At 73.4% G+C, this 24327-nt stretch carries 25 protein-coding genes; 13 read left to right on the top strand and 12 right to left on the bottom strand.

Features of this window, described 5'->3' with window-relative positions:
• Positions 1-74: 74 nt before the first annotated feature.
• The 3 genes from ACZ44S_RS06265 to ACZ44S_RS06255 are packed head-to-tail and all read right to left on the bottom strand — an operon-like array spanning position 75 to position 1719.
• Positions 75-797, bottom strand: coding sequence for a peptidyl-tRNA hydrolase (locus ACZ44S_RS06265; RefSeq protein ID WP_466925056.1), 723 nt, complete (start codon positions 795-797; stop codon positions 75-77).
• Positions 798-831: 34 nt separating this feature from the next.
• Complete coding sequence (locus ACZ44S_RS06260; protein WP_466925054.1) at positions 832-1017, bottom strand: hypothetical protein; 186 nt, start codon at positions 1015-1017, stop codon at positions 832-834.
• 48 nt (positions 1018-1065) lie between these two features.
• Positions 1066-1719, bottom strand: a complete 654-nt coding sequence (locus ACZ44S_RS06255; RefSeq protein WP_466925052.1) for a TetR/AcrR family transcriptional regulator — start codon at positions 1717-1719, stop codon at positions 1066-1068.
• Between the two features lie 98 nt (positions 1720-1817).
• Here ACZ44S_RS06255 and ACZ44S_RS06250 point away from each other — a divergent pair, with 98 nt between their 5' ends.
• Genes ACZ44S_RS06250 through ACZ44S_RS06240 form a run of 3 tightly spaced genes read left to right on the top strand, consistent with a single transcriptional unit; the run spans position 1818 to position 6261 of the window.
• The gene (locus ACZ44S_RS06250; protein WP_466925049.1) at positions 1818-4055 is read left to right on the top strand and encodes an MMPL family transporter; all 2238 of its coding nucleotides are present in this window, start codon (positions 1818-1820) and stop codon (positions 4053-4055) included.
• Between the two features lie 57 nt (positions 4056-4112).
• On the top strand, positions 4113-4655 hold the full coding sequence (locus ACZ44S_RS06245) for a DUF2231 domain-containing protein (RefSeq protein WP_466925046.1): 543 nt from the start codon (positions 4113-4115) through the stop codon (positions 4653-4655).
• Positions 4656-4680: 25 nt separating this feature from the next.
• The gene (locus ACZ44S_RS06240; protein WP_466925043.1) at positions 4681-6261 is read left to right on the top strand and encodes an FAD-dependent monooxygenase; all 1581 of its coding nucleotides are present in this window, start codon (positions 4681-4683) and stop codon (positions 6259-6261) included.
• A 124-nt stretch (positions 6262-6385) separates the two neighbouring features.
• On the opposite strand, the gene ACZ44S_RS06235 is transcribed toward ACZ44S_RS06240, so the two are convergent.
• Positions 6386-7240, bottom strand: a complete 855-nt coding sequence (locus tag ACZ44S_RS06235) for a polysaccharide deacetylase family protein (protein WP_466925041.1) — start codon at positions 7238-7240, stop codon at positions 6386-6388.
• A 94-nt stretch (positions 7241-7334) separates the two neighbouring features.
• Entirely contained in the window at positions 7335-8858 is a 1524-nt protein-coding gene (locus ACZ44S_RS06230) for an FAD-dependent oxidoreductase (protein ID WP_466925039.1), read from the bottom strand.
• A gap of 89 nt (positions 8859-8947) precedes the next feature.
• Between ACZ44S_RS06230 and ACZ44S_RS06225 the strand changes: the two genes are divergently transcribed.
• Together ACZ44S_RS06225 and ACZ44S_RS06220 are read left to right on the top strand one after the other, a co-directional pair.
• Complete coding sequence (locus ACZ44S_RS06225) at positions 8948-9355, top strand: ArsR/SmtB family transcription factor (RefSeq protein ID WP_466925036.1); 408 nt, start codon at positions 8948-8950, stop codon at positions 9353-9355.
• A complete protein-coding gene (locus ACZ44S_RS06220) occupies positions 9352-9837 on the top strand; it encodes an SRPBCC family protein (protein ID WP_466925034.1) in 486 nt (161 codons plus the stop codon). The genes ACZ44S_RS06225 and ACZ44S_RS06220 overlap by 4 nt, the downstream gene beginning before the upstream one ends.
• Before the next feature lie 57 nt (positions 9838-9894).
• Here the strand turns inward: ACZ44S_RS06220 and ACZ44S_RS06215 are convergent, their stop codons facing one another.
• From ACZ44S_RS06215 to zapE, 3 genes are all read right to left on the bottom strand, one after another.
• Positions 9895-11289, bottom strand: coding sequence for a PhoX family protein (locus ACZ44S_RS06215; protein ID WP_466925031.1), 1395 nt, complete (start codon positions 11287-11289; stop codon positions 9895-9897).
• A 90-nt stretch (positions 11290-11379) separates the two neighbouring features.
• Positions 11380-12222 (bottom strand): slipin family protein, encoded by an 843-nt coding sequence (locus ACZ44S_RS06210; protein ID WP_466925029.1) that lies wholly within the window; start codon positions 12220-12222, stop codon positions 11380-11382.
• 217 nt (positions 12223-12439) lie between these two features.
• Positions 12440-13534 carry a cell division protein ZapE gene (gene zapE, locus ACZ44S_RS06205; protein ID WP_466925026.1) on the bottom strand — a complete coding sequence of 365 codons (1095 nt, stop codon included), beginning with the start codon at positions 13532-13534 and terminating at the stop codon, positions 12440-12442.
• A 37-nt stretch (positions 13535-13571) separates the two neighbouring features.
• Here zapE and ACZ44S_RS06200 point away from each other — a divergent pair, with 37 nt between their 5' ends.
• The 4 genes from ACZ44S_RS06200 to msrB all read left to right on the top strand — a co-directional run bounded on the left by ACZ44S_RS06200 (position 13572) and on the right by msrB (position 16938).
• Positions 13572-14366 carry a pyrimidine reductase family protein gene (locus ACZ44S_RS06200; RefSeq protein ID WP_466925023.1) on the top strand — a complete coding sequence of 265 codons (795 nt, stop codon included), beginning with the start codon at positions 13572-13574 and terminating at the stop codon, positions 14364-14366.
• 203 nt (positions 14367-14569) lie between these two features.
• On the top strand, positions 14570-15043 hold the full coding sequence (locus ACZ44S_RS06195) for an indole-3-glycerol phosphate synthase (RefSeq protein ID WP_190165930.1): 474 nt from the start codon (positions 14570-14572) through the stop codon (positions 15041-15043).
• A gap of 81 nt (positions 15044-15124) precedes the next feature.
• Positions 15125-16513 carry a UDP-N-acetylmuramate--L-alanine ligase gene (gene murC, locus ACZ44S_RS06190; RefSeq protein ID WP_466925020.1) on the top strand — a complete coding sequence of 463 codons (1389 nt, stop codon included), beginning with the start codon at positions 15125-15127 and terminating at the stop codon, positions 16511-16513.
• A 14-nt stretch (positions 16514-16527) separates the two neighbouring features.
• A complete protein-coding gene (gene msrB, locus ACZ44S_RS06185; RefSeq protein ID WP_466925017.1) occupies positions 16528-16938 on the top strand; it encodes a peptide-methionine (R)-S-oxide reductase MsrB in 411 nt (136 codons plus the stop codon).
• A 39-nt stretch (positions 16939-16977) separates the two neighbouring features.
• Here msrB and ACZ44S_RS06180 read toward each other — a convergent pair whose 3' ends face one another.
• Positions 16978-18351: a hypothetical protein gene (locus ACZ44S_RS06180; protein WP_466925015.1), complete on the bottom strand. Its 1374-nt coding sequence runs from the start codon at positions 18349-18351 to the stop codon at positions 16978-16980.
• Positions 18352-18464: 113 nt separating this feature from the next.
• On the opposite strand from ACZ44S_RS06180, the gene ACZ44S_RS06175 reads away from it, so the two are divergent.
• Together ACZ44S_RS06175 and ACZ44S_RS06170 are read left to right on the top strand one after the other, a co-directional pair.
• Positions 18465-19745: a molybdopterin-dependent oxidoreductase gene (locus tag ACZ44S_RS06175; RefSeq protein ID WP_466925012.1), complete on the top strand. Its 1281-nt coding sequence runs from the start codon at positions 18465-18467 to the stop codon at positions 19743-19745.
• A gap of 13 nt (positions 19746-19758) precedes the next feature.
• Positions 19759-20223, top strand: coding sequence for a hypothetical protein (locus ACZ44S_RS06170; RefSeq protein WP_466925009.1), 465 nt, complete (start codon positions 19759-19761; stop codon positions 20221-20223).
• Between the two features lie 95 nt (positions 20224-20318).
• Here ACZ44S_RS06170 and ACZ44S_RS06165 read toward each other — a convergent pair whose 3' ends face one another.
• The 3 genes from ACZ44S_RS06165 to ACZ44S_RS06155 are packed head-to-tail and all read right to left on the bottom strand — an operon-like array spanning position 20319 to position 22356.
• Complete coding sequence (locus ACZ44S_RS06165) at positions 20319-21014, bottom strand: class I SAM-dependent methyltransferase (protein ID WP_466925006.1); 696 nt, start codon at positions 21012-21014, stop codon at positions 20319-20321.
• Positions 21011-21637 (bottom strand): TIGR04282 family arsenosugar biosynthesis glycosyltransferase, encoded by a 627-nt coding sequence (locus ACZ44S_RS06160; protein ID WP_466925003.1) that lies wholly within the window; start codon positions 21635-21637, stop codon positions 21011-21013. Before ACZ44S_RS06160 ends, ACZ44S_RS06165 begins: the two co-directional genes overlap by 4 nt.
• Positions 21634-22356, bottom strand: coding sequence for a glycosyltransferase family 2 protein (locus tag ACZ44S_RS06155; protein WP_466925000.1), 723 nt, complete (start codon positions 22354-22356; stop codon positions 21634-21636). The genes ACZ44S_RS06160 and ACZ44S_RS06155 overlap by 4 nt, the downstream gene beginning before the upstream one ends.
• Before the next feature lie 104 nt (positions 22357-22460).
• Here ACZ44S_RS06155 and ACZ44S_RS06150 point away from each other — a divergent pair, with 104 nt between their 5' ends.
• Positions 22461-23186 carry a response regulator transcription factor gene (locus ACZ44S_RS06150; protein ID WP_466924998.1) on the top strand — a complete coding sequence of 242 codons (726 nt, stop codon included), beginning with the start codon at positions 22461-22463 and terminating at the stop codon, positions 23184-23186.
• A 2-nt stretch (positions 23187-23188) separates the two neighbouring features.
• Positions 23189-24301 carry a sensor histidine kinase gene (locus ACZ44S_RS06145; RefSeq protein WP_466924996.1) on the top strand — a complete coding sequence of 371 codons (1113 nt, stop codon included), beginning with the start codon at positions 23189-23191 and terminating at the stop codon, positions 24299-24301.
• Positions 24302-24327 lie beyond the last annotated feature (26 nt).

Genomic DNA, 24327 nt, shown 5'->3' with positions numbered 1-24327 from the left:
GCACTCCCGCGTCTTCAGGGCAGCGGGGAAGCGTGCAGGGCGTCGCACGGCAGACGGGAATGTGACGACAGGAGCTAGCCGCGCCGCAGCGCCGGATGGTCCGCCACCACCGTGCAGGAGCCCGGCTCGATCTCCGTGAACCCCGCGTCGCGGACCGTGGGGAGGCCGCTCGCGGTCAGCTCGGGCCACTGCGCCGGGGACGCGGTGCGCACCGCGAGCGGGAAGCCCGTGGCGTGCCAGGCGCTGCGGGCCTCGGGCGACAGCTCCCACCAGGCCAGCTGTGCGCCGTGCCCGGCCTGGGCCATGGCCTTGCCGGCCGACATGCCGAGGTCGGGGTTGAGCCAGAGGGTCGGGACGCCGGGGTCCGCCGGAGGGACCGGGTCGGGGTCGTCGAGGTCGGTGCCGGAGACCTGGAGGCGGGCCAGGTCCTTGGGCCAGCCGTCCAGGGGGACCGGCGGGAAGACACGGACCTCGGCGGACTTGCCGGTGACCGTGACACCGGGGAGCGCCTCCGCGCGGCGCCACTCCGCGCCGCGGGCCCGGCGCACCACCTTGCGGATGCGGGCGTCCTGCCAGTCGCGCATCGCCCGCGCCCAGTCGCCCTCACCGACGGAGCGCTCGTCGGTCAGCATCAGCAGGACCGCCCGGGCCGCCGTCTCCAGGGCGTCCGTACGGGCCGGGGGCGCCGCCCGTTCGATGCGGACGACCAGGGGCAGCACGAACTGCGGTGCCGTGTCGCGGTCACCGGGCTCGGGGCGGAAGGGGCTGTCGGCGGCGGAAGACGGTTCAGTGCTCACGGAGCCCAGTGTGCCAAGCCGCGCGGCGCCTTCGTCAGCCCGAGCAGGACGTGCGTTCGGCCTCCCGCCATTCGCAGACCGGGCACAGGGTGATGCCCTTGTACGACTCCGGGTACTCCGTCGGCTCCCGGCACAGCACGCAGTCCGCGTACGGCGGGCCGTCGGCCTTGGGGGGCCTGGAGACGTCGATCAGGCAGTAGTCGTTGGCGGTATCGCTCATGGCCCCAGCGTAAGCCGGGGCGTCACCGGCGGTCCGGGCACCGAGCGTTCAGCGGGCGGACCCGCCGCGCGGCCCGCCGCCGCGTGGTCCACCGTTCCGGGCCGGGCGGTGCGAGGGCTCGCCCAGCGCGAGGCGGAGCGACGGGGTGTAGGTGCGGATTAATTCATCGGACGACATGGAGGCGAAGGGTTCCAGCCGCAGGATGTAGCGGGTGACGACCAGACCGGCTATATGGGCGCAGAACACACCGGCGCGTCTGCGGGCGTCCACGCCGCCGATCCGGCCGGCGATCTTGTCGATGATCTCCCGCTCCATCATCTCCCGTACCAGCCCGGTGATCGCCGGGTCCTGGGTGGCACCGGCCACCAGGACGCGCAGCGGTGCCCCGGTCCGCGGGTCCTCCCACAGGGCGATGAGATCCCGCAGGGCGCGCTGCGGAAACGTCACCGGGTCGCCCTCCGCGGTGCGGGCCAGGGTCTCGGCGGGGTTGACGGCCAGGGCCATGGCCGCGCCGAAGAGGCCCTTCTTCGACCCGAAGTAGTAGCTGATCAGGGCCACGTCGACGCCCGCCTCGGCGGCGACGGCCCGCAGGGTGACGGCCTGGTACCCGTCCTCCAGGAAGCGGCGGCGCGCGACGTCGAGGATCTTGGCGCGGGTCTCGGGTTTCCCGGCCCTTCTGCCGCGCGCCCCGGAATTCATCATGGTTGAGATCCTACGGCCGGGCGGGCGACCCTGCCGGTGTTCCCACCCCTCGGCGGGGGCCGTCCCGGGCCCCGCTTCCATGACCATGGAGGACCGGCGTGCTCTCAGCCCTGGCTCGTTTCTCGGTGCAGCACCGATGGTGGGTGATCGCGCTCTGGCTGCTGGCCGTGATCGGGGCGGCCCTCGGCGCGCGGACGGTCGGCGGTTCGTTCACCAACGACCTCACTCTTGAGGACACCGACTCCCAGGCCGCCTACGACACGCTGCGCGAGCGGTACCCGGACCTGTCCGGGGACGGCATGCAGGTGGTGATCCACAGCGACGCGGGCGTGACCACGGCGACGATGAAGGCCGCCGTCACGGACGCCGTCACCGCGGCGCGCGGCGCGCAGGACGTGGCGGTCGTCCAGTCGCCCTACGGGCCCGGCCAGGAGATGGTCTCCGACGACGGGCGTACCGCCATCGCGACCGTCCAGTTCGCCGAGCGGGCCAAGGACGTGCCCGAGGAGTCGGTGGAGGCCGCCCAGGAGGCGTTCGAGCCGGTACGCGACGCCGGAGCCCAGGTCGAGTACGGCCGCGCCGTGCTCCAGGGCGAGCACGGCCCGTCGGGCAGCGAGGCGATCGGCCTGGCCGCCGCGGTGCTGGTCCTGCTCGTGGCCTTCGGTTCGGTCTTCGCCATGGTGGTGCCGCTGCTGACCGCCCTGTTCGCCCTCGCCCTCGGGATGTCGGTCATCACCATGATCGCGGGCGTGACCACCATCGGCACCTCCGGTCCCATCGTGGCGACCATGATCGGCCTCGGTGTGGGCATCGACTACGCACTGCTGGTGGTCACCCGGCACCGGGAGGGCATGCGTGAGGGGCACCCGCCCGAGGAGTCCATCCCGCTCGCCCTGGCCACCGCGGGCCGGTCGGTGCTCGTGGCCGGTGCCACCGTGATCGTCGCGATCCTGAGCCTCTATCTGATCGGCATCCCCTTCGTCTCCGCCCTCGGACTGGCCAGCACCGTCACGGTGGGAGCCACCCTGATCGCGGCGGTGACCCTGTTGCCGGCCGTCCTGGCCGTCTTCGGCACCCACCTCGACAGGTTCCGCGTACGCAAGCCGCGCTTCGACCACGCCGGCGGACGGGCGGGCGGCTGGCACCGCTGGACCGGCCACATCCAGCGGCACCCATGGCCCTACCTCCTCGTCTCCACCGTCGTCCTGATCGCCATGGCGCTCCCGCTGTTCTCCCTGCGCCTGGGCACGGCCGACGCCGGTTCGGCGCCGGAGGACACCACCGAGCGCCAGGCGTACGAACTGGTCGCCCGGGACTTCGGGCAGGGATGGACCGGACCGCTCGTCGTGACGGCCCAGTTCCCCGAGGGGCAGTCGACGGCGGAGGTGAAGCAGCAGGCCACCGAGGTGCGCACCGAGCTGGAGAACGCGGAAGGGGTGCAGGAGGTACGGCCCCCGCGGCTGGACGACACCGGAACCACCGCCCTCTACACCGTGGTGCCCGAGGGCTCGCCGGACGACGAGTCCACCGAGCGACTGGTGCACCACCTGCGCGACGACGTGCTCCCCGAGGCCGCACCCGAGGCCGAGGCACACGTCGGCGGCTCCACGGCTACCGCCATCGACCTCGCCGACCGGCTCGGCAGCCAGATGGCCTGGTTCATGTCCTTCGTCGTGGGACTCAGCTTCCTGCTCCTCATGATCGAGTTCCGGTCGCTCGTGCTGCCGCTCAAGGCGGCGGCGATGAACCTGCTGTCCGTGGGCGCCGCGTACGGCGTCGTGGTCGCGGTCTTCCAGTGGGGCTGGGGCGCCGGGCTGCTGGGCGCCGAAGCCGGTCCTGTGGAGTCCTTCGCGCCGGTCATGCTGTTCGCCGTCCTGTTCGGGCTGTCCATGGACTACGAGGTGTTCCTGCTCAGCCGGGTGCAGGAGGAGTACCGGCGGTCCGCGGACGCCGGCGCCTCGGTACGCAACGGCATCGCCGCCACCGCCCGCATCATCACGGCCGCCGCGTCGGTCATGGTCGTGGTCTTCGGCAGCTTCCAGCTGAACGACGAGCGGACCGTCAACCTCTTCGGCTTCGGTCTGGCCGTCGCCATCGCGATCGACGCCACGCTCGTACGGCTCGTCCTGGTGCCCGCCGTCATGGCGCTGCTCGGCAAGCGCGCCTGGTGGACGCCGCGCCCGATGCAGCGGTTCCTGCCGCGCCTGCCCGGCCACGCGGCGGCTCAGGCCGCACCGCCCGCGTCCCCGGACGCCGGGGAGGCCGGCGGCGGCACCGCGTCACCGGCGGCCGCCGACCGGGCCCGCAGCGAGGTGTCCACGGAGCCTCGGCGCTGACGGACACATCTGCCCGACCCTCACCTCCACCACGTCACCGGATCCGACGGAGAACTCGTGCTCGACACACTCTTCGGCCTGCCCGCCCATCCCCTGATCGTCCACGCCACCGTGGTCGCCGTGCCCGCCGCCGCCCTGACGGTCGCGACGGCCGCGCTGTGGCCCCGCTTCCGGTCACGGGCGGGCATGCTCCCCCTCGCGCTGAGCGTCACGGCCCTCGTCCTGGTCCCGCTCACGGTCAAGTCCGGCGAGATCCTCGCGGACGACGTCGACCGCACCGATGCGGTGCGCCGGCACATGGACCTCGGGGACGGACTGCTCCCCTGGACGGTCGTGCTCGCCCTGGGGGCAGCCGCCCAGTTGTGGGCGCTCCGGCGGGCGGCCCGCCCCAGCGGGGAATCCACCCCCGGCTCCCGCGTCCTCGCCGTCGCGGCCACCCTGCTCGCGCTGACCAGTGCGACGGGCAGCGGCGTCCAGGTCGCCCGCATCGGCCACAGCGGCGCCGACGCCGTATGGACGGCAGCGACGGCACAGGCGCCACAGACGGCCCTGGCGCCAGGAGTAGGCGGTGCCGAACCGCGCACCGGACCTCACCACTAGCGAACCCCCGACAAGGAGACATCCGTTGTCCAAGGACCCCACCCACGCGAACGACACCCCCGACGTCCTGGTCATCGGCGCCGGTCCCACGGGCCTGACCGCCGCGTGCGAAGCCGCACGCCACGGTCTGACCGTGCGCGTCGTCGACCGCAAACCCAGCCGTTCGACCTTCTCCAAGGCCCTGGTCGTCCATGCCCGCACCATGGAGATCTTCGAGACGATGGGCATCGCCGAACGGATCCTGGCGGAGGGCACCCGCTTCACCGCGCTGAACGTGCACACCCCCCGCCGCCGCCCGGTGCGCGTCGATCTGATCGGCCTGCCCTGGGGCGACACCGCTTACCCCTTCTGGCTGTCGGTTCCCCAGTACGCCACGGAGCGCGTCCTCGAGGAGCACCTCGCCGACGGCGGTCACCACGTCGAATGGGGGGTGGAACTCGAAGAGGCCCACGACGGCGGCGGCGGCGTCCGAGTCACGTTGCGGCACGCGGACGGCACGTGCGAAACGGTGCGCACGCGCTGGCTGATCGGCTGCGACGGAGGGCGCAGCCGCACCCGGGACGCCGTCGGCCTGCGTCTGGACCGCTCCGACGCCGGGGCGACCTTCGTCCTGGCGGACGTCATGACCGCGGCCGCCCTGACCGAGGACGAGGGACACGTCCATCTGGCGCCGGAGGGCCTGCTGCTCATCGTGCCGATGCCCGAGCCGGGCCGGTGGCGCATCATCGCCCATGATCCCCGGGCACAGCGGGAGGAGGGAGCGCCCGTCGACGCGGCCTTCCTCGACGACCTGATCCGGCGGCGGTCCGGCATCGCCTTCGGCAGCCACGACGTCACCTGGACGTCACGTTTCCGGCTCAGTCACGGCGTCGCCGACCGCTATCGCCGGGGACGGGTCTTCCTCGCCGGCGATGCCGCCCACGTCCACAGCCCGGTCGGCGGCCAGGGACTCAACACCGGGGTGCAGGACGCCCACAACCTGATGTGGAAGCTTGCCGTCGCCGCGCGGCCGGGCGACGACGCGGCGGACAGCCTGCTCGACAGCTACGAGGCCGAGCGGCGCCCGGTCGCGCACGCGATGGTGCGCGGCACGGCCCGCGCGACCGGGGCACTCACCACGCGCAAGGGCGTACCCCGCGCCCTGCTGGGTATGGTCGCGCCGACGGCCTTGACGCGCGCCTCCGTGCGGAGCCGGTTCGGGCGCGGGGTCGGCATGCTCGACATCGCCTACGCCGACGGGACGTCCGCCGGCCGGGACCGCGCCCCGTTCGCGGTCGGCCGTCGCCTGCCCAACCCCCTGCTGCGCGCCGGTGGACGGCTGCACCGGCACCTCCCGCCCCGGGGCTTCACCTGGGTCGTCCGGGGGAACGCGGGCGAGGAGCACCCCGAGCCCGACGACCCGAGGTGGTCGGGAGTCCCCGTGGTCTTCCTCCCCGACGCCCGCCTCGTGGACCCGCCCGCACTGGACCAGGACGCCTCTGTCGTCCTGGTCCGCCCCGACCGGCATATAGCGGCCACCGGGCGCACCGTAACTTCCGTGCTCGCGGCCCGGCCGACGCCGATGGTGCGATCCGCCACCGGCTCGTCGTCCCTCTGGCGCCCTTGACGGTGGTCGGTGGTGGGTCCGGTGGTGGGCGGCGGTCCGATGGGCCAGAGGTGGACGGTGGGCCGGCGGCCCGGCATCGGAGGCGGCCAAGCGGTCGGTGGCGCGGCGGGTCTGTGCGTCCGCGTCACTTCCCGGTGGCGCGGGCGCCGCCCCGTTCCGCCGCGATCAGTTCGGAGACCTTCACGAAGCGGTACCCCTGGCGGCGCAGCTCGGGGACGATCGTCCGCACGGCGCGCTCCGTCGTCGGGGCCGCGCTGCGGGTGCAGTGCAGCACGACCACCGAGCCCGGGCGGACGCCGTCCAGCACCTGCCGGGCCACCGCGTCCGCGTCCGTGGCGAAGGCGTCGCCGCCGACCACGTCCCACTGCACGGCCGTGACACCGGCCGGCACCAGCGCCTTGAGCGCCGGACGGTCGTAACAGCCGCCGGGGAAGCGGAAGTACGGCATCGGATCCCGCACGCCCACCTTCCGGAACACCGCGTACGCCCGTTCCACGTCGGCCCGCATCCGGTCGGCGGGGACGGTCGGCAGGCCGTAGCAGTCGCCGGTGAAGGCGTAGTGGCTGTAGGAGTGGTTGGCGACCTCGAAGAGCGGGTCCCGGCCGAGGGAGCGGGCCTGGTCCGGGTACTCCTCGGCCCACCGGCCCGTCATGAACACCGTGGCCGGCACCTTCAGTTCGCGCAGGGCGGCGAGGAGCTGCGGATGGTCGAAGTGCTCGCCCGCCGCGGCCCTCGCGCCCTGCCCGGCGGTCATGTCGGCGTCGAAGGTGAGGGCGACCGTCCTGCCGCCGTCCCGCGGGCCGTGCTGGAAGACCGGGGTCAGGCCCGCGGGGCCCGGGGCGAGGGTGGGCGCCGCCCGGACCGCGGGGGAGGCGGAGGGCGCGGGGCGGGGCGGCTGCTGGGGGTGGACGGTGGCGCATGCGGTGAGGGCGGCGGCCAGCACGCCGACGGCGACCGCGCCATGGGTACGTGTGATCACCGCATGACGGTATGAGGTGTCGTATGGAGATATGTGTGGCTCGGGAGGGCGGAGCGCCGAGTCTCACCCGGTCGGCGGGGTGCCCTGTGCGACATCAGATGTCGCGCCGCTCCAGGGGACGGGTCGCCGGGCCCTGGACGACCTTGCCGTCCGTGTCGAAGCGGGAGCCGTGGCACGGGCACTCCCAGGCCCGTTCCGCGGCGTTGAAGTCGACCAGACAGCCCAGGTGGGTGCAGCGGGCCGAGAGGGCGTGCAGGGCGCCGTCGTCGTCGCGGTAGACCGCGAGCCGGCCGCCGCCGGCCCGCACCACGGCGCCCTCGCCCGGCGGCAGCGCCTCCACCGGCGGGGACGGCCGCAGCCGGTCGCCGACGAAGTGCCCCGCGACCTGCGCCTGGTGCTTGAGGAAGGCCGGCGCCTCGCGCACGGCGGAGGCCAGGCGTCGCGGGTCGTACAGGCCGCTCCACTCGCAGTCCGCACCGGTGATCTGCGCGGTGAGCAGCAGGCCCGCCATCATGCCGCCGCTCATCCCCCAGCCGCCGAAACCGGTGGCGACGTAGGTGTGCCGGGCGCCCGGGTGCAGCGGGCCGACGAGCGGCACGGTGTCGGTGGGATCGTTGTCCTGGGTGGCCCAGGCATGGGTGAGCTCCACCTCGGGGAAGTGCCTGCGGGTCCAGGCGGAGAGCCGGTCGAAGCGGGCCCGGGTGTCGCCCGTGCCCGGTGTGAAGTGCTCACCGGTGACCACCAGGAAGCGGCGATCGCCGGCGTCGCCGTAGGGGGCCGTGCGCACCGAGCGGGTGTTCTCCTCCGGGGTGATGTACATGCCGTCCGGGTCCTGTCCGGCCGGGACAGGACCGGCCACGACGAGCTCGCGGCGCGGGGAGAGGCGGGTGAACAGCAGCGCCCGGTCGAAGACGGGGTAGTGGGTGGCGACCACGACGTCGCGGGCCGTCACCTGGGGCCCGGCCGACGTCGACAGCCGGCACGGCGCCCCCTCGTCCAGGCCGAGCACGGTGGTGTCCTCGTGGATGCGTCCGCCGTGCGCGACGATGTCGTCGGCGAGGGCGAGCAGGTACTTGCGCGGATGGAACTGGACCTGGTCCGTCACCTCGACGGCCCCCGCCACCGGGAACGGCAGTCCCGTCTCCGTCACGAACGAGGCCGGCAGTCCCGCCTCCCGCGCGGCCCGCGCCTCCGCGCGCAGCTCCTCGACGCGGCTCTCGTCCCGGACGAAGGTGTAGGCGCTGCGGCGCTCCCACTCGCAGTCGATGCCCAGCTCCGCCACGACACCGGCCGTGTGCTCGATCGCCTCGGACTGCGAACGGGCGTAGAGCCGGACGCCCTCGCTGCCGCGGGTGCGGCGCAGCTTGTCGTAGACCAGTGTGTGCAGGGCGGTGACCTTGGCCGTGGTGTGTCCGGTGACGCCGGCCGCGATCCGCCCGGCCTCCAGTACCGCGACGCTCCGGCCGGCCCGGGTCAGCTCCCGCGCGGTGCACAGTCCCGCGATGCCCCCGCCGATCACGGCCACGTCGACCTGGAGGTCGTCGGCCGGGGCGGGGTGCCGGCCGCCGGGCGCGGTCTGGAGCCAGTACGAGTCGCCGGTCTGCTGCTTCTGCGTCATGCGGGGCCGAGTACCCCGGTGTGTCCTGTTTCAGCGGGCCGGACCTGTCCGGTTGCGGGAGGGGCGGGACGGCACTAACGTACAACCAAATGGTTGTAGATGGGATGGTGGACGAGACCGGCGAAACCGTGGACCGGCTGTTCCACGCCCTGGCCGACGGGACGCGGCGCGACATACTGCGCCGCTGCGTGCGGGGTGAGCTGTCCGTGTCACGTCTGGCCGCGGCCTATCCGATGAGCTTCGCAGCGGTGCAGAAACACGTCACGGTGCTGGAGCGGGCCGGTCTGGTCACCAAGGAGCGACGCGGACGGGAGCAGCTCGTGCGCACCGACCCCGAAGCGGTGGGCCGGGCCCGGCAGGCCCTGGACGAGCTGGAGTCGGCCTGGCGCGCCCGCGTGGACCGGATGTCCGGTCTGCTGGCCGAGGACGCCGACGACGGCGCGGGCCCGGACGTCCCGGACCCCCACGAGCACACGACGAAAGGACCGGACGGATGACTGTCACCAGCGTGGACAAGGACGTCGACCGCCTCACCCTCACGATCGTCGCCGACTTCACCGCCCCGGTGGAGCGGGTGTGGCGGCTGTGGGCCGACCCCCGGCAGCTGGAGCGCTGGTGGGGCCCGCCGAGCTACCCGGCGACCTTCGAGGAGCACGATCTGACACCCGGGGGCGGCGTGAAGTACTACATGACCGGCCCGGAGGGCGAGAAGTTCGGCGGCTGGTGGCGCGTCTCCTCGGTCACGCCGCCGACGGCCCTCGAGTTCACCGACGGCTTCTCCGATGAGGACGGCAAGCCGAACCCGGAGATGCCGACCACCGAGGTACGGATGACGCTCACCGAGCGCGAGGGCGGTACCCGGATGGAACTGCGTTCCGTGTTCGACACCCGGGAGCAGATGGAGCAGCTGGCCGAGATGGGCATGGTGGAAGGGATGAGCCAGGCCATCGGGCAGATGGACGCCCTGCTGGCGGCCTGAACCCCGTCCCGGGGCGGAGGGCGGCGAGCCCCCTCCGTCCCGGTCGCCGTCGCCCGGCTACCTGCGCCAGGGACCCGTCACGGCGAACGTCGTGCCGGGGTCGTAGCAGTTGACGTACATCGTGCGGCCGTCCGGGGAGAAGGCGACACCGGCGAACTCGCCCCACTCCGGGTCCTCGGGCGTGCCCGTGTTCTGGCGGTTGCGGGCCATCGCGTAGACCTCGCCGTGCCGGGTGACGCCGTAGACGTGCTGGGCGCCGCCGCCGTCCTCGCACACCATCAGGCCGCCGCTGGGCGCCAGGCAGATGTTGTCCGGTGACTCGCCGGGCAGCTGGATGTCGGTGTCCGGGCCGAAGGCGATCACCAGGGTCAGCCGGCGCCGGTCCGGGTCGTACCGCCAGATCTGGCCGTAGTGGTCCCCGGCCGAACCCTCGGCGCTGCGGGCGAACGACGACACGAAGTAGACCGAGCGCCCGCCCCAGTAGCAGCCCTCCAGCTTCTGCGCGTGGGTGATGCCCTTCGGACCGAAGTCCTGGTGACGGATGGGCGTCCCGACGGCCAGCGGGTCCGGTACGTCGACCCACTCGATGCCGTCGAAACGGGCTCCGATCTCCTGGATCGAGGACAGGTCGGGCACGCCCGGCACCCGCATCGCCTGGAGCCGGCCGCCCGCGCGCAGCGATCCGGTGCCGCCCAGGGGCTTCTTCGGCAGGAAGCGGTAGAAGAGGCCGAAGGGCCGTTCGAAGGCGTCCTCGGTCTCGTAGACCACGCCGCGCTTGGGGTCCACGGCGACGGCCTCGTGCTGGAAGCGGCCCATCGCGGTCAGCGGCACGGCGCCCGTGCGCCGCGGGTCGGCGCCGTCGACCTCGAAGATGAAGCCGTGGTCCTTGGTATAGCCGCTGGTACCGGCCTTGTCCTCGGTCTCCTCGCAGGTCAGCCAGGTGTCCCAAGGGGTCGGACCGCCCGCGCAGTTGACGGCCGTACCGGCGATCGCGACCCGTTCCGACAGCACCCGGCCGCGGTGGTCCAGGGTCAGCGCCGTGCAGCCGCCCTTGCCCTCCGGGTCGTAGGTCAGGCCCTCGACCACCGGGACCGGGGCTCTGCCGTTGGCCCGGTTCTCGTGGTTGCGGACCAGGTGGACACGGCCGTGGCGGCCGGCGAACGCCGCCATGCCGTCGTGGTTGGAGGGGACCGGGCCCTCGCCGGAGCGGAGCTGATCGCCCTCGCGGGAGAGCACCTTGTAGCGGAAGCCCCTCGGCAGGTCGAGCAGTCCGTCGGGGTCGGGGACGAGGGGGCCGTAGCCGCAGTGGCCGAGGTTCTGGGCGGCGGCGGTGCCGGTGAAGAGTTCGGAGAGGGCGCCGGTGAAGGCGATGCCGATGCCCACGGCGCCGGAACGCGCGAGCATCTGACGCCGTGTCGCTGGGGAGCCGGTGGTGGACCCGGTTTCTGACATGGGGAAACCTTCCTGCTGGCGGACAGGAACTGTGACCCCGCCGTGTCTATCACCTGGTGCGTGTCACGGGAACCACGCGCGTAGCACGTGTCACGGCGCCGGAGGGGTCGGGGGAGGGGGCGCGGGAGCGCCCGGCGTCGTCCCGTCGGCGTCCACCGGCAGGTTCCCGGGCGTCTGGTGGGCGCGTTCCAGGAAGCGCAGGAGCTCCACCGGGAAGGGCAGGACGAGGGTGGAGTTCTTCTCGGCGGCGACCGCGACGATGGTCTGCAGCAGGCGCAGCTGGAGCGCGGAGGGGGTCTCGGCCATCTGCTGCGCCGCCTCGGCGAGCTTCTTGGACGCCTGCAGCTCGGCGTCGGCGTTGATGACGCGGGCCCGGCGCTCGCGGTCGGCCTCGGCCTGGCGGGCCATGGACCGCTTCATCGTGTCGGGCAGGGAGACGTCCTTGATCTCCACGCGGTCGATCTGCACGCCCCAGCCGATGGCGGGGCTGTCGATCATCAGTTCCAGGCCCTGGTTGAGTTTCTCGCGGTTGGACAGCAGGTCGTCCAGGTCGCTCTTGCCGATGATGGAGCGCAGGGAGGTCTGGGCCATCTGGGAGACGGCGAAGCGGTAGTCCTCGACGTTGACCAGGGCCGCGGCGGCGTCGACGACCTTGAAGTAGACGACCGCGTCGACGCGGACCGTGACGTTGTCGCGGGTGATGCCCTCCTGGGCCGGGACCGGCATGGTGACGATCTGGAGGTTGATCTTGTGCAGGCGGTCCACGACGGGGACGATCAGGGTGAAGCCGGGGTGCCGGGGGTCGCCGCGGAGGCGGCCGAGGCGGAAGACGACGCCGCGTTCGTACTGCTTGACGACCCGGGCGGCGGCGAGGAGGTAGGCGGCGCCCGCGACGCCGACGCCGACGGCGGCGGTGAGGAGTTCCTCGACCATGACGACCTCCCGTTCAGAGGTCTTCTTGCGGTGAGTTTGTCTGCCTTTGCAACCATATGCCCGGTGGTGCGGGCGGGGCCAGGTGGGGTTTGTTCGCCCCCGCCGCCCCTTCCCTTCCCGTCCCCGGGGCTCCGCCCCGGACCCCGTTGCGCAGTTCCCCGCGCCCCTGGGTGTCGCGGTTGCCCGCGCCGCTGGGTGTGCGCGGTTCGCCGTGCCTCTAGGTGAGGGCGCTCGCGTCCCGGGCCAGGGCCGTGAGGCGGGAGATGGCGCGGAAGTACTTCTTGCGGTAGCCGCCCTTCAGCATCTCCTCGCTGAAGAGCTGGTCGAACGGCAGGCCCGAGGCGAGTACGGGCACCTCGCGGTCGTAGAGCCGGTCCGCGAGGACGACGAGCCGCAGGGCGGTCGACTGGTCCGGCACCGGGCGCACCTCGGTGAGGCACACCGCGCTGAGGCCGTCGGTCAGGGCGTCGTAGCGGCTGGGGTGGACCTTGGCCAGGTGGTCCAGCAGGTCGGGGAAGGCGTCGAGCGAGGCCCCCTCGGTGGCGTGCGCGGTCCTGGTCACCGTCTCGTCGGAGTACGGCGGCGGCGCCTCCGGGAGGCCGCGGTGGCGGTAGTCCTCGCCGTCGATCCGCAGGGCGCGGAAGTGGGCGGACAGGCCCTGGATCTCGCGCAGGAAGTCCGCCGCCGCGAACCGGCCCTCGCCCAGCTTGCCCGGCAGTGTGTTCGAGGTGGCGGCGAGCGCCACGCCCGCCTCGACCAGCTTGCCGAGCAGGGTGGAGACCAGCACGGTGTCACCCGGGTCGTCCAGCTCGAACTCGTCGATGCACAGCAGACGGTGCCCGGAGAGGGTCCGCACGGTCTGCTGGAAGCCGAGCGCGCCCACCAGGTTCGTCAGCTCCACGAAGGTGCCGAACGCCTTGAGGGCGGGTTCGGCCGGGGTGGCGTGCCACAGGGAGGCCAGCAGGTGCGTCTTGCCGACGCCGTAGCCGCCGTCGAGGTAGACGCCGCGCGGCCCGGCCGGGGTCCTCCTCGGCGCCTTGCCGAAGCCGAACAGCCTGCGCCGGCCCGAGTCGCCGGCCGGCGCCCCGTTCAGACCTGCCGCGAAGCCCTCCAGGACGCGTACGGCCTCGGTCTGGCTCGGCTGGTCCGGGTCGGGGATGTAGGTGTCGAAGCGTACGGCGTCGAACCGCGGCGGCGGCACCATCTCGGCGACGAGCCGGTCCGCGGGGACGTGCGGCTCGCGGGCGCAGAGGGACAGCGGAGCCACGTCGGCTGTCGGACCGGGACGGGAGGCGGCGGTGGAGGACGACACGGTCCCTCATGGTACGGGTCGTGGAAGACTGCGTGACATGCGACGCCTGTTCCCCGTGCCCGACGTGACCGATGAAACAGCAGCTCCCGGCGGGGTGGACGGCCGTGAGTGGACGCTCGCCGAGGTGGCCGCCGCGTACGCCTACCCCGGGCCGGGGCCCGGCGGCCGGGAGCCGTGGCTGCGCGGGAACATGGTCTCCACCCTCGACGGCGCCGCCCAGCACGACGGCCGCTCGCAGCCCATCTCCTGCCCCGCCGACATGCGGATCTTCGGTGTGCTGCGGGCCCTCGCGGACGTCGTGGTCGTCGGCGCGCAGACCGTACGGCAGGAGGGCTACCGTCCGGCACGCGCGCGTGCCGAGTTCGCCGCGGCCCGGGAGGCGGCCGGGCAGGGACCGGCGCCCGTGATCGCCGTGGTGACGGCGAGCCTGGACCTGGACTTCTCGCTGCCGCTGTTCACCTCCCCCCTGCTGCCCACGCTGCTCCTGACCGGCGCCGGTGCCGCCCCGGACCGGGTCGCCGCCGCCGAGAAGGCCGGCGCCCGGGTGGTCGTCGCCGGGGAGGGGGCGGCGGTGGACCCCGCGCGGGCGGTGCGGGCCCTCGCGGACCTCGGACACACCCGGCTGCTGACCGAGGGCGGGCCGCGGCTGCTGGGCCAGACGGTGGCGGCCGGGGTGCTGGACGAGCTCTGTCTCACCCTCTCCCCGATGCTCGCCGCGGGTGACGCTCAGCGCATTGCCGGTGGACCGTCCGTGACACTTCCGCGGCGTTTCACGCTGAAGTCGATGTTGGAGGAAGACGGTTTCCTGTTCACGCGGTACCAGCGGGCCTGAGGTCCGGGAGGGGGGCGAGCGCCTGTTCGAGGTGCCGCCGGTCCGGCGATCGGCGGAACGGATACGGCCGCTCCGCGCGGGAAGCGGCAAGACTGATTCCGGCAGTACCCGTGCGAACACGGGGCAGGATGGTTTCCGCGGGGCCTGGCTCGGCCCTCGGAGCGGAGAGGACCCGCGGGTCCTCCGAGGAGAAGGGGCGCCTGGTGTTCACAAGCGTACTGATGATCGAGAAGGCCTTGACGTCCGCCGACGTGGAGTTCGTCACGACCTTGCACGGCGACGAGCCGGTCTCCTTCCACGTGCTGCTCCAGCCGCGCGGCGAACAGGCCGACCGGCTGCTGAGAGCCATCGACGACGTCGCGCTCGGTGAGATCGACGAGGCCGTCCGCGAGGGAGAGACGCCCGAGGGCGAAGAGGCCCAGAGCATGGGCGAACGCGCCCTCGAGGTGTCCCTGCAGGCGCTGCGCGCCACCGGTGACACGGCGGACGGCCGGCTCATCGAGGACCATCCCCTGGACGCGCTGAAGGCGATGGTGGAAGAGGTCGGCGCGGACGAGGTGATCGTCCTGACCGACCCGCACTACGTGGAGGAGTTCTTCCACCGGGACTGGGCGTCCCGGGCCCGGCACAAGGTGGGGGTGCCGGTGCTGAAACTCTTCTCCCACAGCAAGGCATAGGCTGGGGCGGCGCTCTCCCGGGCTCTCCGGCGCGGGCGCGAAGACCGCCGTCCCGCTCGTCGCACCACTGGGAGAACACGCATGGCACCCGGCCTTCCTACCGCCATGGACCGACCGCACTTCATCGGCATCGGCGGCGCCGGGATGTCGGGCATCGCCAAGATCCTCGCCCAGCGCGGCGCCAAGGTGGCCGGCAGCGACGCCAAGGACTCCCCGACCGCCGACGCCCTGCGCGCCCACGGCGCCACCGTGCACATCGGCCACGCCGCCGGGCACCTGGCCGACGACGCCAGCTGTGTGGTCGTCTCCTCGGCGATCCGCGAGGACAACCCCGAACTGCTCCGCGCGGCGGAGCTGGGCATCCCGGTGGTGCACCGCTCCGACGCCCTCGCCGCCCTGATGGACGGCCTGCGGCCGATCGCGGTGGCCGGCACCCACGGCAAGACCACCACCACCTCCATGCTGGCCGTCTCCCTCACCGAGCTGGGCCGGGAGCCGTCGTACGCGATCGGCGGCGACCTGGACGCCCCCGGCTCCAACGCGCTGCACGGCGCGGGCGAGATCTTCGTCGCCGAGGCGGACGAGTCGGACCGCAGCTTCCACATGTACGCGCCCGAGGTGGCGATCATCCTCAACGTGGAACTGGACCACCACGCGAACTACGCGTCGATGGAGGAGATCCACGAGTCCTTCGAGACGTTCGTCGGCCGGATCGTGCCCGGCGGCACCCTGGTGATCTCCGCGGACCACGAGGGCGCCCGCGAGCTGACCCGGCGGCTGGACGGCTCGGTGCGGACGGTGACGTACGGCGAGGCGGAGGACGCCGACGTACGGGTGCTGTCGGTCGTGCCGCAGGGGCTGAAGAGCGAGGTCACCGTCGAGCTGGACGGCGCCCCGCTCACCTTCACCGTGTCCGTCCCCGGACGGCACTACGCGCACAACGCCGTGGCCGCGCTCGCCGCGGGCGCCGCACTGGGCATCCCGGCCGCCGAGCTGGCCCCCGCACTGGCCGCGTACACCGGTGTGAAGCGGCGCCTCCAGCTCAAGGGGGAGGCCGCGGGCGTCCAGGTCGTCGACTCCTACGCGCACCATCCGACCGAGATGACCGCCGACCTGGAGGCGATGCGCTCCGCCGCCGGTGACGCCCGCATCCTCGTCGTCTTCCAGCCCCATCTGTTCTCCCGCACCCGGGAGCTGGGCAAGGAGATGGGCCGGTCGCTGGCCCTGGCCGACGCCTCGGTGGTGCTGGACATCTACCCGGCCCGCGAGGACCCGATCCCCGGCGTCACCAGCGAGCTGATCATCGAGGCCGCCCGGGCGGCCGGCGCGGACGTGACGGCCGTCCACGACAAGGCGGAGATCCCCGACGTGGTGGCGGGAATGGCGAAGCCCGGTGATCTCGTTCTCACCATGGGAGCGGGCGACGTCACCGACCTCGGCCCGCGGATCCTGGACCGTCTGTCGAAGTAAGGGGCTGGAAGCTCATGCCGTACGACGTCGAGAAGCCGGACGAGCAGTGGCGCGCGGAACTCTCGCCGTCCGAGTACGCGGTTCTGCGCGAGGCGGCCACGGAACCGGCCTTCACCGGTGAGTACACCGACACCAGGACCGAGGGCGTCTACTCCTGTCGCGCGTGCGGCGCCGAGCTGTTCACCTCGGACACCAAGTTCGCGTCCCACTGCGGCTGGCCCTCCTTCTACGACCCGAGGGACAGCGACGCCGTGGAGCTGGTCGAGGACCGGTCGCACGGCATGGTGCGGACCGAGGTGCGATGCGCCCGCTGCGGGTCGCACCTCGGGCACGTGTTCGAGGGTGAGGGATATCCGACGCCCACGGACCAGCGGTACTGCATCAACAGCATCTCGCTGCGGCTGCAGCCCGCCGCCGAGAGCTGATCCGCGGCCCGCTCCTCACCTCCGTCGGGACCAGGGGGTTCACCACCACGTCAGGACCAGGTGATTGAGGAGCAGGGCCAGAGCGGCCTGCCCGGCCAGCCACCCGCGTGGGCCGGGCAGCAGCGCGCAGGCGGGCAGCAGCCAGAACGCGAACGGCAGCCAGATGCGTTCCGTCTCCGCCTTGCTCATCCCGGACAGGTCGGCGATCAGCAGCGCCAGGAGCGCGGAAAACACGAGCAGGGCCAGACGGGGAGCCGGGGAGCGGGGGAGCGGGGTCCTGGACCCGGCCCACACCGCGCCCGCCCGGCGCAGCCCCGCCACCGTCGCCGGGCCGACCACCAGCACCGTGCAGGCCAGATTCGCCCAGACCCAGTAGCCGTACGGCCGCACCCCGCCCGCCCCCTGGTAGTAGCGGGTGACCAGCAGCCGGTACGCCTCCCACCAGTCGAATCCCAGGGCCGTGAACACGGCCGGCACGACCAGGAACCCGGCCACCGCGTACGCCAGGGGCCGCGGCCGCCGCGCGCCCAGCAGCAGCACCGCCGCGGCGGTCACCGCGAACAGGGTGAGCCCGTACGACAGATACATCGTCACGCCGAACAGCAGCCCGGAGCCGAAGCCGGTCCAGGCCGGCCGGTGACCGGTGACGGCGAGGGCCAGCAGGGCGACCGCCCAGGCGGTGACGGCCGTGAAGTAGCCGTCGGCGGAGGCGCCCACCCACACCGCGCCCGGGGCCAGTACCAGGAAGGGCGCGGCGCGGCGGGCGAGCGACTCGTCGGCGAGCCGGCGCACCGCGATCAGGATCGCGGCCGCCGCCGTGGTGCCGACGGTGATGACGAAGGCCCCGGCCCATCCGCCGCCGCCCAGACCGATCCGGTCCAGCAGGACGAAGGTGAGGGTGGCGCCCGGCGGATGCCCGGCGACATGAGCGGGCCAGTTGTCCGGGGTGCCGATCAGGATGTGGCCGTTGAAATCCCGCAGTGCGGCGGGGATGTCACCGAAACGGTCGACGACCCGCAGATATTCGTGCCGGGTGGTCAGCCGCTCGGCGACACCCCGGGACCAGCCGTCGACGAGGGCCAGCGACCAGGTCCACGCCAGCGACACCCCCCAGGCGGCCAGCAGCAGGGGCCGCCAGGACAGCCGGACGGCCAGGGCGGGGCCGTACGCCACGACGGCGGCGGCGACGAGCAGCGCGGCCGGGGTGCCCGGACCGGTGTGCGGCATCCAGTCGCCCACCAGCGGCGGCCAGGCCACCCGCAGCGTGCCGTAACGGTTCTGGATGTGCGTCCCGATCACCGCGGCGGCCAGGACGAGCAGGGCGGCCGCGCCGACGGCGGTCAGATCGCGGCCGAGTCCGCCGCGCGGGGTCGTACGGACGGGCGGGAGGGTACGGGGGAGATCGCGGTTCACGCCGTCACGCTAGGCCGGGGGAGCGGGCGCGACCGGCTGACGAGGGCGGATGTCAGCGTTTCGTCATGCCTTCCTGACCCTCTCGGGGGGTGGTGCGGATCTACCGTCGGCACATGGCTCGCTCTTTCCTCCGCATCCCCGCCGCGCGCGGCCCGTTCGCGCCGGACTTCTGGCGCAGCCCGCTGCGCGGCATCCGGTTCACCTCGGTCCTCGGGGTGGTTCTCCTCGCCGGCATCACGATCCTGTTCGTGACGGGACTGCTGTCGTACGCGGCGTACAACCCGGATCTGGCACGGGTGAACGACATGACCCCGGGCAAGGGGCTGCTCGGCTTCTACCTCTTCTCCTGGCCCACCGACCCGCCGTGGCTGTACCGGCTCACCCAGGGCGTTCACGTCACGCTGGGCCTCGCGCTCGTTCCGGTGCTGCTGGCCAAACTGTGGTCGGTGGTGCCCAGGCTCTTCACCCTGCCGCCGGCCCGCTCGCTCACGCACGCGCTGGAGCGGATCTCACTGCTGCTGCTCGTCGGCGGGGCGCTGTTCGAGTTCGTCACGGGCATCCTCAACGTCCAGCTCGACTACGTCTTCCCCGGCTCCTTCTACCCCCTGCACTTCTACGGCGCCTGGGTGTTCGTCGGCGCGTTCCTCGCCCATGTGGTGCTGAAGGCACCGGTGGCGTTCCGCAATCTGCGGGCCATGCGGGAGGGGGGTGGGGAGCAGGGCGGGAAGCAGGGTGACGAACCCGATGAGCTGGCCGCTCCGCGGCCCGACCGGCCGACCGTCTCGCGGCGGGGCGCGTTCGGGCTGGTCGGCGGTGCCTCGCTGCTCCTCTTCGCCACCTCGGCCGGGCGCAGCTTCGACGGACCGCTGCGCGAGACCGCCGTCCTCACCCCGCACGGCGGACCCGAACCCGGCGGCGGACCGGCGGGCTTCCAGATCAACAAGACCGCCGCGTACGTCGGGGTCCGCGCCGGCGAGACGAGCGAGGAGGCGTGGCGGCTGACCGTCACCGGACGCTCCGGCACGGTACGGCTCAGCAGGGCCGACCTGCTCGGTCTGCCGCTGCACAGCGCCGACCTGCCCATCGCCTGCGTGGAGGGCTGGTCCACCTCCGACCAGTGGTGGCGGGGTGTGCGGCTGCGGGACCTCGCGGCGCTCGTCGGCCATGACGAAGCGGTCGACGTGCTCGTGGAGTCGCTGCAGCGCCGCGGACCTTTCCGCCGTGCCGCGCTGCGCGCGAACCAGGTGGAGGACCCGCGCTCCCTGCTGGCCCTGTTCGTGAACGGCGAGGAGCTGACCCTGGATCACGGGTATCCGGCCCGGATCATCGTGCCCGCCGCCCCCGGTGTGCTCAACACCAAGTGGGTCGAGCGGCTGACCTTCGGTGAGGTGTGAGGTGAGGAGGCCGATGGTGAGGCGGGCCGGCGTGTGGAAGGACCCTCGTTCCGTGCTCGGCAGCCCGTTCCAGCTGTGCGTGCTGCTCTGCTCGTTCGCCCTCTGCGCGTATGCGGGGGTGCGGCTGCTCGACGGGGACTGGGTGCTGATCGTGCTGTGGTTCGCGGGGGCGGCGGTGATCCACGACCTGGTGCTGCTGCCGCTGTACGCGGGGGTCGACCGGGTGCTGGTGAAGGGAGCGGGGCAGCGGCACGGGGCGTGGGTGAACTACGTGCGGGTGCCCTGCGTGTTGTCCGGGTTGTTGCTGCTGGTGTGGTTCCCGCTGATCAGTGGGCGGGTGGCGGAGCGGTACGCGGGGGTGACGGGGCAGTCGGCGGACGGCTTTCTGGGACGGTGGCTGGTGATCACGGCGGTGCTGTTCGGGGGGTCGGCGGTGGTGTTCGCCTGGCGTGTGTGGAGGGGGCGTGCGGCGGCTTGACGGTCGGGGCGGTGTGGGGTGGCGGCGCTGTGTTGTCGCCCCCGCCGCCCCTTCCCTTCCCGCCCCTGGGGGCTGCGCCCCCAGGGACCGCGGGGTTACCCCCGGCGCAGGGACACGAAGGCGCGTTCGGGGGTTGACCAGTCGTCGGTGGGGTGCCAGCCCGTTGTTCTCGCGTGCTTCAGGAGGGCCGGGGTGCCCAAGCGGGCCCACGGGAAAGGGGCGCCCGGGGTGCCGTTCGCGCCGGTGATCTGGACCAGGGTGCGTTCGTCGACGTCCGGGTGGGGGGACGTCTCGGCGATGAGCAGGCCGCCCGGTGCGAGCAGTTGGGCGAGCCGGCGGAGCAGGGCGGCCGGGTCGCCGCCGATGCCGATGTTGCCGTCGACGAGCAGCGCGGTGCCCCAGCGGCCGGTGCCGGGCAGGGGGTCGAAGACGGAGCGCAGGAGCGCCTGACCGCCCCGCCCGACGGTGTGCGCGACCGCGGCCTCGCTGACGTCGATGCCGAGCGCGCGGTGCCCCCGCGCGCCCAGCGCCGCGACCAGCCGCCCGGGTCCGCAGCCCACGTCCAGCACCGTGCCCTCGCAGCGCCGCAGCACCTCCAGGTCGGCCGCGTCGGCCTCCGCGCACCAGCGCTCCACGTCCAGGGGCAGCAGCCATCCGTCGGCGCGGCGCAGGAACAGCGGCCCCCGGCCGGCGTGCAGGGCGTCGGCGTAGGGGTCGGCCGACCAGGCGCGTTCGGCGGTGGGGGCCGTGCGCTGACGTCCCGTGCGTGCCGCCGCACGCACGCCGCTCACCGGCGGGCCGCCGTGAGCCGGGCCAGTCGCGCGGCGAACCGTCCGTCCGGTGCCGCATCCGCCACCGCGGCCGCGTCCTCGGCGGTGTCCACGTCCCGCAGCAGTGGGAGTTCCCGCACCCGCAGATGCGCGAGCCGCCGGCGTTGTGCCGCGCCCGTGTCCGGCGTCGACATGGGCACGCCACGCAGCAGTTCCGGGTCGGGTTCGGCCAGGCCCAGCGCCCAGAAGCCGCCGTCCTCGGCGGGACCGAAGCAGGCGTCGCAGTCCGTGAAGTCCACGGTGAGCAGGTCCGGTGTCACCTGGGGGGTGTCCATGCCGATGAGGAGGGCGGGCCCGTCGCACCCGCCGAACGCGGCGGCCAGCCGTTCGTCGAGGCCGCCCGCGCACTGCGGTACGACCTCGATGCCGGCCGGCAGCCAGGGTCCCGGCGCCCCGTCCAGCACCAGCACCCGGCGCCGCGCGGGAGTGCGTGCCACCACGTCCAGCGTGTCCGCGAGCGAGGCCTCGGCGAGCCCCGCCGCCTCCTCGGGGGTGAACGGCGGGGTCAGCCGGGTCTTCACCCGGCCCGGGCGGGGCTCCTTGGCGATGACGAGCAGCGTCACGGGCGGCGTCGGCGTCGTCACCGGGCCACCTCCTCGCGCACCGGCGGCTCGTGCAGTACCCGGCTCATGTCCCGTACCGCCTGATACGTGCCGCGCCAGGTGCCGGTCACCTTGGAGGCGCCGGTGCGCGGTGCGTACGGAACGTCGTGCTCGGCGACGCGCCAGCCCGCGTCGGCGGCGCGCACCACCATCTGGAGCGGATAGCCGCTGCGCCGGTCGGTCAGGTCCAGGGCGAGCAGCTCCTCGCGCCGGGCCGCCCGCAGCGGACCGAGGTCGCGCAGCCGCAGTCCGGTACGGCGCCGCAGCAGCCGGGACAGGGCGAGGTTGCCGGCGCGGGCGTGGACCGGCCAGGCGCCGCGCGCGCGGGGTCGGCGCCGGCCCAGCACCAGGTCGGCGGCCCCGGAACGGATCTCGTGGACGAAGGGCAGCAGATCGGCGGGATCCAACGAGGCGTCGCAGTCGCAGAAGCAGACGATGTCGGCCGTGGCGGCGGTCAGCCCGGCGTGGCAGGCGGCGCCGAAACCGCGCCGTTCCTCGTGCACGACGGTCGCGCCGAGTTCGCGGGCGATGCGGTCCGAGCCGTCCGTGGAGCCGTTGTCCACGACGAGGGCGCGCCAGCCGGGCGGGATGCGCTCCAGCACCCACGGCAGCGCCGCGGCCTCGTCGAGACACGGGAGGACGACGTCCACGGACACCGGTCGCGGTTCCGGGGCGGGGGAGGAGGTGGTCACGGCTCTCACCCTACGAAGACAAGACGGGCATACCGGGCATCGGCTCCTTACGAAACACGGACGTCGGCGACCGGCCCGCACCGCTCGCGCGCGCGTGGTGCGAGGCTGGCCGCATGGAACAGCGACCACCCCACGCCGAGGCCGGAGCCCGGGTCCTCGTCGTCGACGACGACCCCACCGTCGCCGAGATCGTCACGGGCTACCTCGACCGCGCCGGATACGTCGTCGACCGGGCCGGTGACGGCCCCGACGCGCTCGCCCGCGCGGCGGCGCACTGGCCCGACCTCGTCGTCCTCGACCTCATGCTGCCCGGAATGGACGGTCTTGAGGTGTGCCGGCGGATGCGCGGTCACGGTCCCGTGCCGGTGATCATGCTCACCGCGCGGGGCGACGAGGACGACCGCATCCTCGGCCTGGAGGTGGGCGCCGACGACTACGTCACCAAGCCGTTCAGCCCGCGCGAACTCGTCCTGCGCGTCGAGTCCGTGCTGCGCCGCACCCGCCCCGCCCCGGCCGTCGGGTCCGGTCTGCTGCGGGCGGCCGGGCTCGCCGTCGACCCCGCCGCGCGCCGGGCCACCAAGAACGGCGCGGAACTCTCCCTCACCATCCGGGAGTTCGACCTCCTCGCCTTCTTCCTGCGCAACCCCGGGCGGGCGTACGCGCGGGAGGAGCTGATGCGGGAGGTGTGGGGCTGGGACTTCGGTGACCTGTCGACGGTGACCGTCCATGTGCGGCGGCTGCGCGGCAAGATCGAGGACGATCCCGCGCGGCCCCGGATCGTCCAGACCGTGTGGGGCGTGGGCTACCGCTTCGACCCCGCCGGCGCCGGGGAGGAGTGAGCATGCGCGACACGGTCCTCATCGCCCTGTTCGCCTTCGTCGGCGCCGCCGCGGCCGGCCTGCTCGGCGCGTGCGTGCTGCTGCTGATCCGGCGGTGGTCGCTGACGGCGCATCTCGCGGTGGTCGCCGGGGTCGCGGTGACGGCGATGCTCGCCGGCACCCTGGCCGTCGCCCAGGCCATGTTCCTCTCCGCGCACGACCTGAGCGTGGTCACGACGGTCGTCGCCATGGCCGCCGTGGTCTCCACGGTCACCGCGCTGCTGCTGGGCCGCTGGGTCGTCGCCCGCAGCCGGGACCTGGCGCTCGCCGCCCGCTCCTTCGGCGACGGAGGCGACTTCGCCGCGCCCGACGGCCCGGCGACCGCCGAACTGGCCGCACTCAGCCGGGAGCTTGAGGCCACCAGCGCCAAGCTCGCCGAGTCACGCGACCGCGAGCGGGCCCTGGAGTCCTCGCGGCGGGAACTCGTCGCGTGGATCTCCCACGACCTGCGCACCCCGCTCGCCGGACTGCGTGCGATGGCCGAGGCCCTGGAGGACGGCGTCGCCGCCGAACCCGACCGCTACCTCCGGCAGATCCGCACCGAGGTGGAACGCCTCAACGACATGGTCGGCGACCTCTTCGAGCTCTCCCGCATCCACGCGGGCACGCTGACCCTCTCGCCGTCCCGCATCTCCCTGTACGACCTGGTCGGCGACGCCCTCGCGGGCGCGGACCCACTCGCCCGCGAACACGGCGTACGGCTCGTCGGCGACCGGGTCGAACCGGTGCCGGTGGAGGTGGACGGGCGGGAGATGAGCCGCGTCCTGGGCAACCTGCTGGTCAACGCGATCCGCAGGACACCGTCCGACGGCACGGTCGCCGTCGCCGCCCGGCGTTCGGCCGAGAGCGTGGTGCTGTCCGTGACCGACGGCTGCGGGGGCATTCCCGAGGAGGACCTGCCCCGTGTCTTCGACACCGGCTGGCGCGGCACCCACGCCCGCACCCCGCCGGCCGGCGCGGGCCTCGGCCTCGCCATCGTCCGCGGCATCGTCGAGGCCCACCGGGGCAGCACCACGGTCCGCAACGTCACCGGCGGCTGCCGCTTCGAGGTGACCCTCCCGGCGACGGACGGCTGACGACACGCCCGCCCCGCCCCGGGACC

The sequence above is a fragment of the Streptomyces malachitofuscus genome (genome assembly GCF_055571035.1).
Note: the sequence above shows the minus strand (reverse complement) of the source record. Positions and strands in the feature narration are given on the sequence as shown.

Coding starts and splice junctions, on each gene's coding strand:
- ACZ44S_RS06260 (WP_466925054.1), bottom strand. CDS start 1,017: ATGAGCGATACCGCCAACGACTACTGCCTGATCGACGTCTCCAGGCCC.
- ACZ44S_RS06255 (WP_466925052.1), bottom strand. CDS start 1,719: ATGATGAATTCCGGGGCGCGCGGCAGAAGGGCCGGGAAACCCGAGACC.
- ACZ44S_RS06230 (WP_466925039.1), bottom strand. CDS start 8,858: ATGACGCAGAAGCAGCAGACCGGCGACTCGTACTGGCTCCAGACCGCG.
- ACZ44S_RS06225 (WP_466925036.1), top strand. CDS start 8,948: ATGGTTGTAGATGGGATGGTGGACGAGACCGGCGAAACCGTGGACCGG.
- ACZ44S_RS06220 (WP_466925034.1), top strand. CDS start 9,352: ATGACTGTCACCAGCGTGGACAAGGACGTCGACCGCCTCACCCTCACG.
- ACZ44S_RS06215 (WP_466925031.1), bottom strand. CDS start 11,289: ATGTCAGAAACCGGGTCCACCACCGGCTCCCCAGCGACACGGCGTCAG.
- ACZ44S_RS06210 (WP_466925029.1), bottom strand. CDS start 12,222: ATGGTCGAGGAACTCCTCACCGCCGCCGTCGGCGTCGGCGTCGCGGGC.
- ACZ44S_RS06200 (WP_466925023.1), top strand. CDS start 13,572: ATGCGACGCCTGTTCCCCGTGCCCGACGTGACCGATGAAACAGCAGCT.
- murC (WP_466925020.1), top strand. CDS start 15,125: ATGGCACCCGGCCTTCCTACCGCCATGGACCGACCGCACTTCATCGGC.
- msrB (WP_466925017.1), top strand. CDS start 16,528: ATGCCGTACGACGTCGAGAAGCCGGACGAGCAGTGGCGCGCGGAACTC.
- ACZ44S_RS06175 (WP_466925012.1), top strand. CDS start 18,465: ATGGCTCGCTCTTTCCTCCGCATCCCCGCCGCGCGCGGCCCGTTCGCG.
- ACZ44S_RS06170 (WP_466925009.1), top strand. CDS start 19,759: ATGGTGAGGCGGGCCGGCGTGTGGAAGGACCCTCGTTCCGTGCTCGGC.
- ACZ44S_RS06150 (WP_466924998.1), top strand. CDS start 22,461: ATGGAACAGCGACCACCCCACGCCGAGGCCGGAGCCCGGGTCCTCGTC.
- ACZ44S_RS06145 (WP_466924996.1), top strand. CDS start 23,189: ATGCGCGACACGGTCCTCATCGCCCTGTTCGCCTTCGTCGGCGCCGCC.